The organism is Variovorax sp. RA8, assembly GCF_901827175.1.
Lineage (GTDB): Bacteria > Pseudomonadota > Gammaproteobacteria > Burkholderiales > Burkholderiaceae_C > Variovorax.
On record NZ_LR594662.1, the window covers coordinates 341,485 to 356,652 of the forward strand.

Annotated in this window: 13 protein-coding genes; 10 read left to right on the top strand and 3 right to left on the bottom strand. The window is 66.0% G+C overall.

The features are described from left to right. Positions 1 to 30 precede the first annotated feature (30 nt). The 9 genes from hutH to hutG are packed head-to-tail and all read left to right on the top strand — an operon-like array spanning position 31 to position 10,252. Positions 31 to 1,665 (top strand): histidine ammonia-lyase, encoded by a 1,635-nt coding sequence (gene hutH, locus E5P3_RS01580; protein WP_162584390.1) that lies wholly within the window; start codon positions 31 to 33, stop codon positions 1,663 to 1,665. A 27-nt stretch (positions 1,666 to 1,692) separates the two neighbouring features. Beyond that, positions 1,693 to 3,414: a urocanate hydratase gene (gene hutU, locus E5P3_RS01585; protein WP_162584391.1), complete on the top strand. Its 1,722-nt coding sequence runs from the start codon at positions 1,693 to 1,695 to the stop codon at positions 3,412 to 3,414. A gap of 10 nt (positions 3,415 to 3,424) precedes the next feature. Further along, on the top strand, positions 3,425 to 4,426 hold the full coding sequence (locus E5P3_RS01590) for an ornithine cyclodeaminase family protein (RefSeq protein ID WP_162584392.1): 1,002 nt from the start codon (positions 3,425 to 3,427) through the stop codon (positions 4,424 to 4,426). 4 nt (positions 4,427 to 4,430) lie between these two features. Then, on the top strand, positions 4,431 to 5,237 hold the full coding sequence (locus tag E5P3_RS01595) for a phosphate/phosphite/phosphonate ABC transporter substrate-binding protein (RefSeq protein ID WP_162584393.1): 807 nt from the start codon (positions 4,431 to 4,433) through the stop codon (positions 5,235 to 5,237). Further along, the gene (locus E5P3_RS01600; protein WP_162584394.1) at positions 5,237 to 6,196 is read left to right on the top strand and encodes a Bug family tripartite tricarboxylate transporter substrate binding protein; all 960 of its coding nucleotides are present in this window, start codon (positions 5,237 to 5,239) and stop codon (positions 6,194 to 6,196) included. Before E5P3_RS01595 ends, E5P3_RS01600 begins: the two co-directional genes overlap by 1 nt. Positions 6,197 to 6,200: 4 nt before the next feature. Beyond that, complete coding sequence (locus E5P3_RS01605; RefSeq protein WP_162584395.1) at positions 6,201 to 6,788, top strand: HutD/Ves family protein; 588 nt, start codon at positions 6,201 to 6,203, stop codon at positions 6,786 to 6,788. A gap of 10 nt (positions 6,789 to 6,798) precedes the next feature. Continuing rightward, positions 6,799 to 8,049 (top strand): imidazolonepropionase, encoded by a 1,251-nt coding sequence (gene hutI, locus E5P3_RS01610; protein ID WP_162584396.1) that lies wholly within the window; start codon positions 6,799 to 6,801, stop codon positions 8,047 to 8,049. After that, positions 8,046 to 9,440 carry a formimidoylglutamate deiminase gene (locus E5P3_RS01615; protein WP_162584397.1) on the top strand — a complete coding sequence of 465 codons (1,395 nt, stop codon included), beginning with the start codon at positions 8,046 to 8,048 and terminating at the stop codon, positions 9,438 to 9,440. Before hutI ends, E5P3_RS01615 begins: the two co-directional genes overlap by 4 nt. Then, entirely contained in the window at positions 9,437 to 10,252 is an 816-nt protein-coding gene (gene hutG / locus E5P3_RS01620) for an N-formylglutamate deformylase (RefSeq protein ID WP_162584398.1), read from the top strand. The genes E5P3_RS01615 and hutG overlap by 4 nt, the downstream gene beginning before the upstream one ends. A gap of 612 nt (positions 10,253 to 10,864) precedes the next feature. Here the strand turns inward: hutG and E5P3_RS01625 are convergent. The 3 genes from E5P3_RS01625 to E5P3_RS01635 all read right to left on the bottom strand — a co-directional run bounded on the left by E5P3_RS01625 (position 10,865) and on the right by E5P3_RS01635 (position 13,888). Then, positions 10,865 to 12,376, bottom strand: a complete 1,512-nt coding sequence (locus E5P3_RS01625; protein WP_162584399.1) for a hypothetical protein — start codon at positions 12,374 to 12,376, stop codon at positions 10,865 to 10,867. A 191-nt stretch (positions 12,377 to 12,567) separates the two neighbouring features. Beyond that, entirely contained in the window at positions 12,568 to 13,392 is an 825-nt protein-coding gene (locus E5P3_RS01630) for a hypothetical protein (protein ID WP_162584400.1), read from the bottom strand. Between the two features lie 52 nt (positions 13,393 to 13,444). After that, a complete protein-coding gene (locus E5P3_RS01635; protein WP_162584401.1) occupies positions 13,445 to 13,888 on the bottom strand; it encodes a CesT family type III secretion system chaperone in 444 nt (147 codons plus the stop codon). Between the two features lie 144 nt (positions 13,889 to 14,032). On the opposite strand from E5P3_RS01635, the gene E5P3_RS01640 reads away from it, so the two are divergent. After that, a complete protein-coding gene (locus tag E5P3_RS01640) occupies positions 14,033 to 15,079 on the top strand; it encodes a homocysteine S-methyltransferase family protein (RefSeq protein ID WP_162584402.1) in 1,047 nt (348 codons plus the stop codon). Positions 15,080 to 15,168 lie beyond the last annotated feature (89 nt).

Here is a 15,168-nt window from a genome sequence, read left to right on the forward strand (position 1 = left end):
CGCACCTACTTGTATAGACAGGACTCATCGATGGACAACGCTTCCCTCTCCACCGCACCGCTGCTGCTCACGCCCGGCGAGGTGGAGCTTGCCGCGCTGCGGCGCGTTCATGCCGGCGGCGTGCAACTCGCCCTCGACCCCGCGGCGCGCGCGGGCCTGCTGGCTGCGCAAGCAACCGTGCGCCAGATCGTCGATGCCGGCGAGGTGGTCTACGGCATCAACACCGGCTTCGGCAAGCTCGCGCAGACCATCATCCCGCACGAGCGCCTGGCCGAGCTGCAGCGTAACCTGGTGCTCTCGCACAGCGCCGGCACCGGCGCGCCGCTGCCCGACGGCGTGGTGCGCCTGGTGCTCGCCACCAAGGCCGTGAGCCTGGCGCGTGGCCACTCGGGCATCGCGCCCGAGATCGTGGATGCGCTGATCGCGCTGCACAACGCCGGCCTGCTGCCTCTGATCCCGTCGAAGGGCTCGGTCGGTGCCTCGGGCGACCTCGCGCCGCTGGCCCACCTGGCCTGCGTGCTGATCGGCGAGGGTCAGGTCACGACGCCCGAGGGCGCGGTGATCGGCGGCGCGGAGGCGCTCTCGCGCATCAGCCTCGAGCCCTTCGTGCTCGGCCCCAAGGAAGGCCTGGCCTTGCTCAACGGCACGCAGGTGTCGACCGCGCTGGCGCTGGCCGGCCTCTTCGGCGCCGAGGACGTGTTCGCGGCCGGGCTCATGGCCGGCGCGCTGTCGCTCGAGGCGATCCAGGGTTCGATCAAGCCCTTCGACGCGCGCATCCATGCGGCGCGCGGCCAGCCGGGTCAGATCGCGGTCGCGGCCGCGGTGCGCACGCTGCTCGAGGGCAGCGAGATCATCCCCTCGCATGCCGACTGCGGCCGCGTGCAGGACCCGTATTCCGTCCGCTGTGTGCCGCAGGTCATGGGCGCCTGCCTCGACAACCTTGTGCACGCGGCGCGCGTGCTGCGCATCGAAGCCAATGCGGCCTCCGACAACCCGCTGGTCTTCGACAACGGCGACGTCATCTCCGGCGGCAACTTCCACGCCGAGCCCGTGGCCTTTGCGGCCGACATCATCGCGCTGGCCGTGGCCGAGATCGGCGCCATCAGCGAGCGCCGCATGGCCCTGCTGCTGGACAGCGGCCTGTCGGGCCTGCCGGCCTTCCTGGTGCGCGATGGCGGCGTCAACTCCGGCTTCATGATCGCGCAGGTCACGGCCGCATCGCTCGCCTCCGAGAACAAGTCGCTTGCCCATCCGGCGAGCGTGGACAGCCTGCCCACTTCTGCGAACCAGGAAGACCACGTGTCGATGGCCACCTTCGCCGCGCGGCGACTCGCCGAGATGGTGCAGAACACCGCGGTGATCGTGGGCATCGAGGCCATGGCCGCCGCGCAAGGTATCGAGCTGAAGCGTGGCAGCATGGCCCCCACGCTCGGCACTGGCGTGTCCTCGCTGCCCCCCGAGGGGGCGCAGCCCGCCTTGGGTCGGCCCGGCGGCGGTCTGAAGAGTTCGCCCCTGCTCGAAGCCGAGTTCACCGCCATCCGCCAGCGCGTCGCCTTCATCGACCAGGACCACTTCATCGCCACCGACATCGAGGCCATGCGCCAGTGGGCGCGCCGCAGCGATTGGCCCGCCACCCTGCTGGACATCCTCCCCAGCCGCCCCTGAATCCCGCCAACGAAAGGACATGCCGCCATGAACGCTCCAGACAAGTTCGTCGCCCAGACCGCCACCGACCCCCGCCACGACCCGACCCGCGTGATCCGCGCCCCGCGCGGCAGCCAGCTCAGCTGCAAGAGCTGGCTCACCGAGGCCCCGTTCCGCATGCTGCAGAACAACCTCGACCCCGAGGTGGCCGAGCGCCCGCAGGACCTGGTGGTCTACGGCGGCATCGGCCGCGCCGCGCGCAACTGGGAATGCTTCGACCAGATCCTGGCCTCGCTGAAGACGCTCGAAGACGACGAGACCCTGCTGATCCAGTCCGGCAAGCCCGTCGGTGTCTTCAAGACCCATGCCGATGCCCCGCGCGTGCTGCTCGCCAACTCTAACCTCGTGCCCAAATGGGCGACCTGGGAGCATTTCAACGAGCTCGACCGCAAGGGCCTCTTCATGTACGGCCAGATGACCGCCGGCAGCTGGATCTATATCGGCAGCCAGGGCATCGTGCAGGGCACCTTCGAGACCTTCGTCGAGGCCGGCCGCCAGCACTACAACAACGATCTCGCAGGCAAGTGGTTCCTGACCGCGGGCCTCGGCGGCATGGGCGGCGCGCAGCCGCTGGCCGCCACGCTCGCCGGCGCCGTCTCGCTCAACATCGAGTGCAAGCAGTCGAGCATCGACTTCCGCCTGCGCACCCGCTACGTCGACAAGCAGGCCAAGGACATCGACGACGCCATCGCGCTCATCCGGCAGCACACGGCGGCGAAGGAGGCCGTGTCGATCGCGCTGCTCGGCAATGCGGCCGAGATTCTCCCCGAGCTCGTGAAGCGCGCCAAGGCCGGCGGCCTGAAGCCCGACCTCGTCACCGACCAGACATCGGCGCACGACCTGATCAACGGCTACCTGCCCGCCGGCTGGAGCGTCGAGCAATGGATCGACGCGCAGAAAGACCCGTCGCAGCACGCGCGCCTGAAGGCCGAGGCCGCGAAGTCCTGCGCCGTGCACGTGCAGGCCATGCTCGACTTCCAGGCCATGGGCATCCCCACCGTCGACTACGGCAACAACATCCGCCAGGTCGCGTTCGACGAGGGCGTGAAGAACGCCTTCGACTTCCCCGGCTTCGTGCCTGCCTACATCCGCCCGCTCTTCTGCGAAGGCAAGGGCCCCTTCCGCTGGGTCGCGCTTTCCGGCGATCCCGAGGACATCTACAAGACCGACGCCAAGATCAAGGAACTGTTCCCCGACAACAAGCACACGCACCGCTGGCTGGACATGGCGCGCGAGCGCATCTCCTTCCAGGGCCTGCCCGCGCGCATCTGCTGGCTGGGCCTGGGCGAGCGCCACAAGGCCGGCCTGGCCTTCAACGAGATGGTGAAGTCGGGCGAGCTCAAGGGCCCGATCGTCATCGGCCGCGACCACCTCGACACCGGCTCGGTCGCCAGCCCCAACCGCGAGACCGAGGCCATGAAGGACGGCACCGATGCCGTGTCCGACTGGCCGCTGCTCAACGCGCTGCTCAACACCGCGGGCGGCGCGACCTGGGTCAGCCTGCACCATGGCGGCGGCGTCGGCATGGGCTACTCGCAGCATTCGGGCGTGGTGATCGTGTGCGACGGCACCGACGCCGCAGCCAAGCGCATCGCGCGCGTGCTGTGGAACGACCCGGCCACCGGCGTCATGCGCCATGCCGACGCGGGCTACGAACAGGCCGTCGCAACGGCAAAGAAGCATTCCCTCCAACTCCCCATGATCAAGTGAGCCCAACCCCATGTCCGAGATCTACCTGCACTATCTGAACCACCTCGACGTCCAGGCACTGGCGATGACCGATGCCGAGATCGTCGCCGCCGTCGAGGCCGGCCTGCTCGCGCAAGGCCGCGGCGAGACCACCATCGAGCCACGCATGCACCTCGTGCCCGAGAAGGACTACCCGGGCCACTTCAACGTGCTGCGCGGCTACGTGCGGCCGCTCGGCGTCGCGGGCGTGAAGGTGGTGGGCGACTTCTACCGCAACTACGAACAAGGCCTGCCCTCGGAACTGGCGCTGCTCAACCTCTTCGATCCGAAGAACGGCGTGCCGGTGGCCATCATCGACGCCTCCGACATCACCGACATGCGCACCGGCGCGGTGACCGCCATCGGCGCCAAGCACCTCGCGCGCAAGGACTCGAAGATCCTCGGCCACATCGGCGCGCGCGGCACCTCGTACTGGAACGTGCGCCTGCTGCATTCGATCTTCCACTTCGACGAGATCCGCGTGCACTCGCGCCGGCCCGAGAGCCGCGAGAAGTTCGCCGCCCGGCTGGAACGCGACCTCGGCACGAAGATCACCGTCACCGAGGACTGGGAGTCCTGCGTGCGCGGCGCCGACATCGTGGTCGAGGCCTCGCGCCTGGAGAAGCCCACGCCGATGCTCAAGACCGAGTGGATCAAGAAGGGCGCCTGCGTCATTCCCTACGGCACCATGAGCGCGGTCGAGCTCTCGCTCACCGACATCATGGACAAGATGGTCATGGACGACTGGGGCCAGGCCAAGGCCGGTCCGCTCGGCGCGCTGCGCGCGCACGTCGACAGCGGAAAGCTCTCCGAGCAGACGCTGCACGCCGAGCTGGGCCAGATCGTCGCGGGGCTCAAGCCCGGGCGCGAGAGCGAGGACGAGACCAACCTCTTCTGGCACCGCGGCCTCTCGCTGTCGGACATCGCGCTCGGCTCGGCCATGCTCGAGAAGGCCAAGCGCATGGGGCTCGGCCAGCAGCTTCGCTTCCGCTGACGCCATGGCTCGCGTCGCCAACGCGCGCATGTACTCGGCCACCGCCTCGGCGCGGGCCGACTGGAAGACCCTGTTCGCATGGGTACTCGCACGCGCGGAGCTCGGGTGGACGGTGATCGACTACGACGCGCCCGCGCCGCTCTCCGCGCTGTGGGCGCGCGAGGACCTGGGCCTGGCGATGATGTGCGGGCTGCCCTTCTCGCAGCGCACGCCGCGGCCGACGCTGGTCGCCGCGCCGGTGCCTTCGCCGGAGCGCTACGAAGGCCGGCCGGTCTACTTCACCGACATCGTGGTGCGCGCCGATGCGCCGTACCAGCGCCTCGAGGACACCTTCGGCGACGTGGTGGGCTACACGCTGGCCGACTCGATGTCGGGTGGCGTCGCCCTCGCGCACCACCTCGCGCCCTATCGCGAGGCGCGGCGAGGGCGTCTCTACCGCAAGGCGGTCGGCAGCCTGATCCACGCGCGCGGCGTGATCGATGCGTTGGCCGCCGGCACCATCGACGTCGGCCCGCTCGACAGCTACTACCACGACCTGCTGCGGCACAGCGAGCCTGCCTTCGCGCAGCAGGTGCGCACCATCGCCAGTACCGCAGCGCGGCCCATCCCGCCGCTGGTGGCCACCGCCGCACTGGAGCCGGACGAACTCGCGCGCCTGCGCGCTGCGCTGCAGGCCAGCACGAAGGCGCCCGAGCTGCGCGCCGTGGCGGAACGCTTGTTGCTTGCGGGCTTTGCCGTGCCCGATCCCGCGGACTACGACGTCCTCGCGCGGATCGCCCATTCCAACCTTCCCACTTTCGAGGAACTCTGATGATCCAGCGTCGTCTTGCCCTTTTATTGCCTCTTCTGTTCGCGTCCGTCGTCCACGCGCAGGCGTGGCCTGCCAAACCGGTCCGCATCATCGTGCCCTTCGCCCCCGGCGGCCCGGCCGACGTGCTGGCGCGTGTGATCGGACAGGAGCTTTCCGACACGCTCGGCCAGCCCTTCGTCGTCGAGAACAAGGTGGGTGCGGCCGGCAACATCGGCGTCGAGCAGATCGCCAAGGCCGCGCCGGACGGCTACACGCTGGGCATCGTCCCGGTGGGCAATGTCGCGGTGAACCCCAGCCTCTTTCCGGCCCTGCCCTACAAGGCCAGCGAGCTCGCGCCGGTCGCGATGCTGGCGACCGTGGAGAACGTGCTCGTGGTCAATGCCGAGGTGCCAGCTCAATCGCTCAAGGAGCTGCTCGCGCTGGCGAAGCAGAAGCCCGGGACCCTGAGCTTCGCCTCGCCCGGCGCCGGCAGCCAGGCCCACCTGGCCGGCGAGCTGATGGCGCTGGAGGCGGGCGTGAAGCTGATCCACGTGCCCTACAAAGGCGTCGGCCCGGCCATCAACGACCTGGTCGGCGGCCAGGTGACCATGATGTTCGGCTCCATATCGGCCGTGCTGCCGCACGTCAAGTCCGGCAAGCTGCGCGCGCTCGGCGTTGCCAGCCTCAAGCGCTCGGCCGCCATGCCCGAGCTGCCGACCATCGCGGAGCAGGGCCTGCCGAAGTTCGAGGCCGTGTCGTGGTACGCGCTGATGGCGCCCGCCGGAACGCCTGCCGTTGTCGTCGATCGCCTCAATGCCGAGAGCACCCGCTCGCTGGCCAAGCCTGCGATCAAGGAGAAGTTCGCCGCCCAGGGCCTGGAGCCCGGCAGCGGCAAGCCGCAGGACCTCGCGGCCACGATCCGCACGGAAACCGCGCGCTGGTCCGAAGTGATCAGGAAGCAGAACATCAAGCCCGACTGACCTGATGGCCCTCACGCACTTCTCGCGCCGCAGCTTGGCCGTCACGCCGTGGAAGAACGGCGGCGGCACCACGCAGGAGATCGCCTGCTGGCCACCGGGCGCGGGGCTTTCCGACTTCGGCTGGCGCGTGAGCATCGCGACCATCGCGGCGCCGGGCCCCTTCTCGGTCTTCGCGGGCATCGATCGCAGCATCATGCTGCTGGAGGGCGAGGGCGTTCGCCTGCAGTCGTGCGATGGCCGCGTCGACCACCGCCTCGACCTGCCGCACCGGCCCTTTGCCTTTGCCGGCGATGTGGAGATCGACTGCACGCTGCAGGGCGGCGCGTCGAGCGACTTCAACGTGATGACGCGGCGCGGGCAATGGCGCGCTGAGCTGCAGGTGCTCGACGGCGCCGCCAGGATTGCGCCCGCCTCGCATGGCGTGCTGCTGGCCTTGCGTGGAGACTGGCGCCTGGATGGCGAGGATCAGCCCTGCCGCGAAGGCGAGGGCCTGCACTGGGCCGAAGCGCCGCACGCGTGGCAGGTCGTGCCAGCGAGCCCGGACGCACGTCTGGCCGTGGTGCGCATCCTGCCCGCCGATCCGCAGCCTTGAGAGACGAACGATGAAAGCCCTGAACCAACTTCCTTCCGCCGATGGTCTGTGGACCGGTCTGCGGCTCGCGCCCGGCGCGGCGCCCGATGTGGCGCTGGCTGAAGGCGCGCAAGCGGCAATCGCCGTGGCGCAGGGCCGCATCGCCTGGATCGGCGACAGCCGCGCCGTGCCCGAGCGCTTTGCCGATGCGCCACGCCACGACGGCGCAGGCGCGCTCGTCACGCCCGGCCTGATCGACTGCCACACGCACTTGGTCTACGGCGGCCAGCGCGCCAACGAGTTCGCAATGCGCCTCGCGGGTGCCAGCTACGAGGACGTCGCGAAAGCCGGCGGCGGCATCGTCTCCTCGGTCCGCGCGACGCGCGAGGCCAACGAGGATGAGCTCTTCGCCCAGGCCGCGCCGCGCCTGGAACAGTTGCTGGCCGACGGCGTGTGCGCCATCGAGATCAAGTCCGGCTACGGCCTTTCGCTCGAACACGAGCGCAAGCAGCTGCGCGTGGCGCGGCGGCTCGGCGAAGCGTATGGCGTGACCGTGCGCACGACCTTCCTGGGCGCCCATGCGCTGCCGCCCGAATACGCGGGCCGCAGCGGCGACTACATCGACGCCGTGTGCAGCGAGATGATGCCCGCGCTCGCCGCCGAAGGGCTGGTCGATGCGGTCGATGTCTTCTGCGAGCGGATCGCCTTCTCGCTGGAAGAAACCGAGCGCGTGTTCCAGGCCGCCCGCGCGCTGGGCCTGCCCGTCAAGCTGCACGCCGAGCAGCTTTCCGACATGGGCGGCGCGGCACTGGCGGCGCGCTACGGCGCGCTCTCGTGCGACCACATCGAGCACCTCTCCCCCGAGGGCATCGCCGCCATGCGAGCGGCCGGCACCGTCGCCGTGCTGCTGCCGGGCGCGTACTACACACTGCGCGACACGCACCTGCCGCCCATCGAAGCGCTGCGCGCGGCCGGCGTGCCGATGGCCGTGTCGACCGATCACAACCCCGGCACCTCTCCGGCATTGAGCCTGCTGCTGATGATGAACATGGCCTGCACGCTGTTCCGCCTGACGGTGCCCGAGGCGGTGGCGGGCGTGACGGTGCACGCGGCGCGCGCACTGGGCTTGTCGGACACGCATGGCGTGCTCGGAGCGGGCCGGTCCGCCGACTTCGTGCTGTGGGACGCCACCGACGCCTCCGAGCTCGCCTACTGGTTCGGACGCCGCGCCGTGAAGCGCGTGGTCCGCCAGGGGCGCATTGCGCAGGAGGGCGGGCGATGAGCGAGCCCGGCGCCCTGCATGCCTGCGATGCGCTGCTGCCTTCGGGCTGGGCGCGCAACGTGCTGCTGCGCTGGGACGCGGCAGGCCGGCTCACGCTGGTGGAGCCCGATGCGGAAGCGCAGGCTGATGCGCCCCTTTCCATCGGCCCCGTCATCCCCGGCATGCCCAACCTGCATTCGCATGCCTTCCAGCGCGCCTTCGCCGGGCTCACCGAATTCCGCGGCAGCGGGGAAGACAGCTTCTGGAGCTGGCGCACGCTGATGTACCGATTCGCGGCCCAGCTCTCGCCGGCGCAGGTGGAGGCCATCGCCACCTGGCTCTATGTCGAGATGCTCGAGGCCGGCTACACCTCGGTCTGCGAGTTCCACTATCTGCACCACGACCGCGATGGCCGTTCCTATGCCGACGACGCAGAACTCGCCCTGGCCCTGCTGCGCGCGGCCGAGCGAGCCGGCATCGGCCTGACCTTGCTACCCGTGCTCTACCAGGCAAGCGGCTTCGGCGGCCAGCCGCCCAACCCGGGGCAGCGGCGCTTCATCCGCTCGACCGATTCGATGCTGCGGCTGCTCGAGCGGCTGCGGCCCCTGTGCGAGTCTCAGGGAGCGCGCCTCGGCCTTGCGCCGCATTCGCTGCGGGCGGTTGCGCCCGATGCCTTGCGCGACGCGCTCTCGGGGCTGGACGCGATCGATGCCACCGCACCCATCCACATCCACATCGCCGAGCAGACCGCCGAGGTCGATGCCTGCCTGGCCTGGAGCGGCCAGCGCCCCGTCGCCTGGCTGCTCGACCATGCGTCGGTCGACGCGCGCTGGTGCCTGGTCCATGCCACGCACATGGACGCCAGCGAATATCGCCGTGCCGCCGCGAGCGGCGCGGTCGCGGGGCTGTGCCCGACCACCGAGGCCAATCTCGGCGACGGCCTCTTCGACTTCGGCGCCTGGCGCGCGCATGGCGGGCGCTGGGGCGTGGGCTCCGACAGCCATGCGTGCGTCAACGCGGCCGAGGAACTGCTGATGCTCGAATACGGCCAGCGGCTCGCGACCCGGCAGCGCAACATCGGCGCCGATGCGGCCCAGCCCTGCGTCGCGATGGCCATGACGCTTGCGGCCGTGCAGGGCGGCGCACAGGCTGCCGGCCGCGCTGTCGCGGGCCTGGCCGTCGGCCAGCAGGCCGACTTCGTCATGCTCGACGCCAACCATCCCGCGCTCGCCGGCCTCTGCGCGACCGACATGTTGTCCTCGCACGTCTTCGCCAGTCATCGCACCAACGCGATCGCCTCGGCCTGGGTGGCCGGCCAACGGCGCGTCGCCGGCGGATTGCATCCTCTTCACAACGATGCGGCGGCGGCCTTCGTCACCGCGCGCAGCCAACTGCTCACTGCTTCATCATGAACTTCTTCGAAACCACCGAGCCTCCCTTCCGCTTCCGCCAGGGCACGCGGCCGCTGCTCATCTCCATGCCGCATGTCGGCACCCACGTCCCGCCTGCACTGGCCGCACGGCTGACCGAGGAAGCGAGGCAGGTGCCCGATACCGACTGGCACCTGGAGCGCCTCTACGACTTCGCCGACGAACTGGGCGCTTCGGTGCTCGTGGCGACGCATTCACGCTACGTGATCGACCTGAACCGGCCGCCGGACAACCAGAACCTGTACCCGGGCCAGGACACCACCGGCCTGTGCCCCATCGATACCTTCGACAAGACCCCGCTCTACGCCGCCGGCGATGTGCCGGACGAGTCCGAGATTGCGGCGCGCGTCGATGCGATCTGGAAGCCGTACCACCATAAGCTGGCGGCGGAGCTCGCGCGCATGAAGGCGGTGCACGGCACCGTCGCGCTGTGGGACGCGCACTCGATCCGCTCGGTGCTGCCGCGCTTCTTCGAAGGGCGGTTGACCGATCTCAATCTGGGGACTGGGGGAGGGACGAGCTGCGATCCGGCGCTGGCTGCTGAGCTGATCCGGATCGCCTCCTCGGCAAGCGGCTATACCGCGGCGTTGAATGGCCGATTCAAGGGCGGCCACATCACGCGCACTTACGGAAATCCCGCGGGCGGCGTGCATGCAGTGCAGCTGGAAATGACGCAGGCCAGCTACATGGAGGAGCAGTTGCCCTTTGCGTACCTGCCTGAGACCGCCATCCGCGTGCAGCCGGTGGTGCGGCGGATGGTGGAGGCGGTGGTGGAGTTTATTGGAAGCCGGTAAGAATCTTCCCACGGGCTCTGTTGTCTTGATTGACTGGAACCAACCCGTCTGTGGACGTGCGCAGCTCGATGGTCGCGGCAATGGGAAATTTTTGGCTCAACCCTGAAGGTCGAACACCCCTTGGACCCAGCCGTGGGTTTCTCGCTCAAAATTTTGAGCTTAGTCACGATCTTGGCCCAGCTAACCAGAGAGACCCGAGGATGGCAGGAATGCGTAATCCCGGCTCGCGCGGATTGGTTTCATTTGGGGAACCCTGCCAAGACTGCGAGAAGGGGTGATGAAGCCCCTCGCCCACGCGCGCTCCCAGGCGGTTCCCCCCCCCCCATCCTCGCCACCCGCATCGCCGTCGTCGACGGCGTCACGGGATCGAGCGGGCGGCGTGCATGCGGTGCGGTGGGAAATGACGCAGCCAGCTACATGGAGGAGCAGCTGCTTTTTCGTACCGGCCGGAGACAGCCATCCCGTATACGGCCGGTGGTTCGGCCGATGGTAGTGGTTACTCTGGTGTCCGTTGAAAGTCGGTCAGGGAGACTGCGTGCCCGATTGAGCGAGGAGGCCAATCTGCACACTCGGCCTTCTCAGTGAGGGCATGATTTCACCGCGTGAGCTATTTCACAAAAGACTGGCCAGTTCTTTCTCAAGTTTCGTGCGAATCGACTTGAGGTCACCTTCTAGGAGGCTGATCCCTCCAAAATACGTGTTGCTATAGAGGTTCGCGAGTGAACCTCTTATTTCTTGCTTTAAGGCAGAGGGCAGATGGAGTTCCAATTGATCAAAAAGAGCTTTCAAATACTCATATCTTTGCTCATTTGGAGTGTCGATCAGCTTATCTGCATAAACCCTGGTTTCCGGTTTGTTTGGGTCGACAGGAACGCGGCCACCGGCAGCCCAGTAGAGCGCGTTCATGGCTCGCACTGAGCCTACTTCGGGACTTGGTTCACACTTTATCAGGTATGTGATTGTCTCAGCCAAATCACTGCTTGTCTTCGGATTGACCTTGGAGAGCCCTTTTCCGCGCATTAAAAACTTCTGTTGTTCTCGTTTTTGCACACCTTCTTGCGATCCTTTGGCTCCGCTGTCTATTTCATCTGGAAATTCTTCGGAGCGCTCTACGAATTCATCTGCGTCGTCACGGATGTCTTTTTGCGGTTGCGCCTGATCGGAGTCCGAGGGAATTGAAATTTGAGGGTCAATTATGCCTGACTGTTCGATCTCGATTCTTGGCGGCAAAGTCCCGACGGTTGGTTCTACGTCTAAGAGTTCTTGGTCTCCCATGTTCGAGTCCCGCTGCTGCGCGTCTGGCTGGTTCAAGAGCACAGCGGCTTCTGGCATTGGAACGACGCGGCGGCGCTGCGTGAGCGGCCGGGAAAGGCTAGAAGCCCTCCCGAACCCCGCTCTTTCCAGGTTGAGGACGCGGTCGGTGCGCAGCAATGGCACCTTTGGAAATTCACGACCGCGCTCCTGGAAGTCAGCGTCGTCGGATGGTGCTTTCCATGCGTCCGTTGGCTCAGGAGAATTTTTCCTTTCTCTAGGAGAAAGGATCATGCCCAGGTTCGATCTGGTTGTGCTCGCTGGCTTAACTCTTTTGAACTCTGATGGCTTCTCGCGGGTAATTGGAAGAGGTGGAGGTTTTTTATTGAGAATGCGGGATTTCAGCTCGTCAACTGTAAAATGGGGTGACTTGGCCGGCTGGATATAGTCGTCCTCCGAGGACTTGGTCTTTGAGGACTCTCCGCTGCTCTTCCCGTCTTCATCAATGATGTCAGGTGCAATGTTTTTCAACCGGACCCTGGACCGTTCATTCGGTTCGAACTTGTCTCGCGGACTCACGGGCATTTTCCCGAAAGAGGAGGGGAGGGCAATCTTGGTTAGCCCTCCTATTATCTTTTCAGGGCGCGCGGGCATCACAGTGATATTTTGAGGTTTTCTTTCCGTGGTTGTCTTGGAGCCGCGCGGGGTGGTTGATTTATATTTTTTTGGCAATACCTGCCCCTTTTTTTCAGGAACGATAGTTCGTAAGTTTCTTTCTTCGGGCTGCTGAGTTTCTTCTTTTTTCCCTTTTTCCCTGGCTTCGTAAATCAGATTGATGAAGGTGGAGGTGGGTAAAGTGCCGTGTGGAGTCATGAAATTTTCCTTGGAGTGATGAATATGAATCGCAAACGCCAGCGACTCTGATGTGATGCAATTACGCGTCACGCATTATTAGAATTGAGCCGCTGAAATGCGTCGCTAGAAAGGCACTGCTGGAACATGCCGATGCAATGCGCAAGCCATTGCACGATTTGGATTGCATACGATCTGTGCGTTCTCTGATATTAATTGTTTTTAATGTCTCTGTTGTCAGACCCAGGGCCTGTGCCGCCCGGATCTTCTTGAGCGGCTGTTTTTGAAGGAGGGGCCTTCACTCGTGGGAGCCGATGTTCCGTGGGCAATGGCTTCACAAGGCTGACGCTCCGCAATTTTTCTAGCCGAGCGGACGTCTTTTCCGGGCTGCGGGGTCCCGATAGATCTTGGCCTGAGATCTCGAGGTCTTCCAAGGAAATTGAGAGGTTGCTCGATTTCGCCGGCTTCTTGTTCGGGGTATTGGGTTCCGAATTGTTTTTTGTGGTTCTTTCGGATGTTTTTGTCTCGGAATCCAGGATGTCTGCGAGTTCGGCTGCGAGATCGTCAAATTGTTGGGAATAGTTGACCGGGGAATTTTCACTAACCGGGGTCAAGGTCCTGGGACTCAGTGAAAAAGTTGGTGAAAATCTTGGACTTTCCTGCACTGTTAGCCTGGGTGATTTGATCGATGGCATGAGGAGAACCGGCCTCTTGCCCGATGCCGTAACACGGCGCTGGAATTTGGTGGGGGACGCTGGCAAATCTCGGGTTGTTGGTTGAGGCGGGTGCTGCGGCGTGTGTGGTTGGCTTTCCGGGTTTCCTGTCGCTTCAAGCTCCACTTTGTCTGAAGATTCCTGTTGGTGGAGCTGAGGCCGCGCTGAAGGTGGTGATGGTTCTTTCGGGATAATCGATGCCAGGCTCTCTGCTTTCTGAGATATTTGCAGATTTTTATTTTTGTTTGGGGAGCTGTTGGCCGAGCTGATCGGGATTGGGGGAAGTGCTCGTCCGGGGTTTTTATATGTTTTTCCAGCGCTCATGGAGTTGAATTTTTGATGATTGAATAAAGAAGTTGAAAAATGGCAACGACAGTCAGGCCAGCACGCTGGTCAGCAGGACGCCGTGGCCCTCCGACGCACGCAGGCCGATGACGTCCCGCGCAGTCGTGGTTTCCTCCAGGTGAAACCGAAGCATCTCCGCCACGAACTCCCCGTCAAGCGCTTCGTCATCCCGAAGCTCCCCGCAAAAGATGGCGCGCGAGGAGCCAGCGTCGAAGGCGTAGGCGCCACGGAGCGTTCCATGCGTGCGCAGGTTGAGCTGCAACAGTTGCTCGCAGACCTCGGCGCGCTCGTGGGAGACGGTGTCGCCCAGGTCGATGTAGAAGAACAGCGCGTCGCCGTCTTCCGCATCCTCGAAGTCCAACAGGACTTCGATCTCGTCGATCGAGAGCGAGTAGCGTCCGTCCTGCGGCGACGCTTCGACATGCAATGCGCGGGCGGCGGCTTCGCAGATGCCGTTGAATTGGAGCTGGTTCATGGTGGTGTTCCTGATCGCGGCCTTGTCCACCGTGGACGCGGCAGCACGCCCAGATGCGTAACCCTCGCCTGCGGATTAGTTCCATCGGGCCGCAAGGCCACGGCTTCGAACGAGGGCATCGAGCCCTTCCTACAATCGCCCCCTATGAAGCCCCTCGCCTACACGCGCGCCCAGCAGCTCCCCGCCATCCTCGCCACCCGCATCGCCATCCTCGACGGCGCCATGGGAACGATGATCCAGCGCTTCAAGCTCACCGAAGCCCAGTACCGCGGCGAGCGCTTCAAGGACTTTGCGCGCGACGTGAAGGGCAACAACGAGCTGCTCTCGCTGACGCGGCCCGAGGTGATCCGCGACATCCACGAGGCCTACCTGGCCGCCGGCGCCGACCTGATCGAGACCAACACCTTCGGCGCGACCCGCATCGCGCAGGAGGACTACAAGATGGCCGACCTGGCGCGCGAGATGAACCTCGAATCGGCACGTATCGCCCGCGCCGCCTGCGACAAGTTCAGCACCCCCGACAAGCCGCGCTTCGTGGCCGGCGCGCTCGGCCCGACGCCCAAGACTGCCAGCATCAGCCCCGACGTGAACGACCCCGGCGCGCGCAACGTGAGCTTCGAGGAGCTGCGCTCCTCCTACTACGAGCAGGTGGAGGCACTGGTCGAGGGCGGCGCCGACGTGCTGCTGGTCGAGACCATCTTCGACACGCTCAACGCGAAGGCCGCGCTGTTCGCCGTCGACGAGTACTTCGAGGCGAGCGGCGAGCGCCTGCCGCTGATCATCAGCGGCACGGTGACCGATGCCTCCGGGCGCATCCTCAGCGGCCAGACCGTCACCGCCTTCTGGCACAGCGTGCGCCACGCGCGTCCGCTGGCGATCGGGCTGAACTGCGCGCTGGGCGCGGCGCTGATGCGGCCCTACATCCAGGAGCTGGCGCGGGTGGCGGACGACACCTTCATCAGCTGCTACCCCAACGCCGGCCTGCCCAATCCGATGAGCGAGACCGGCTTCGACGAGACGCCGGATGTCACCTCGCGCCTGCTGCACGAGTTCGCCTCCGAGGGGCTGGTCAACATCGTGGGCGGCTGCTGCGGCACCACGCCGGAGCACATCGCCGCGATCGGGCAGGCGGTGTCGCCGCTGGCGGGCCGGGCGCTGCATCGCGCCGCCTTCTATCCCGAAGCCGCCTGAGCCTGGCCCAGCCGCCGGCTTCCCTGTAAAGGCCGGATGAAGAAGCTCTCCAAGGGTTATGGCGGTGCACCGCCGCACGAGCGGGCCCG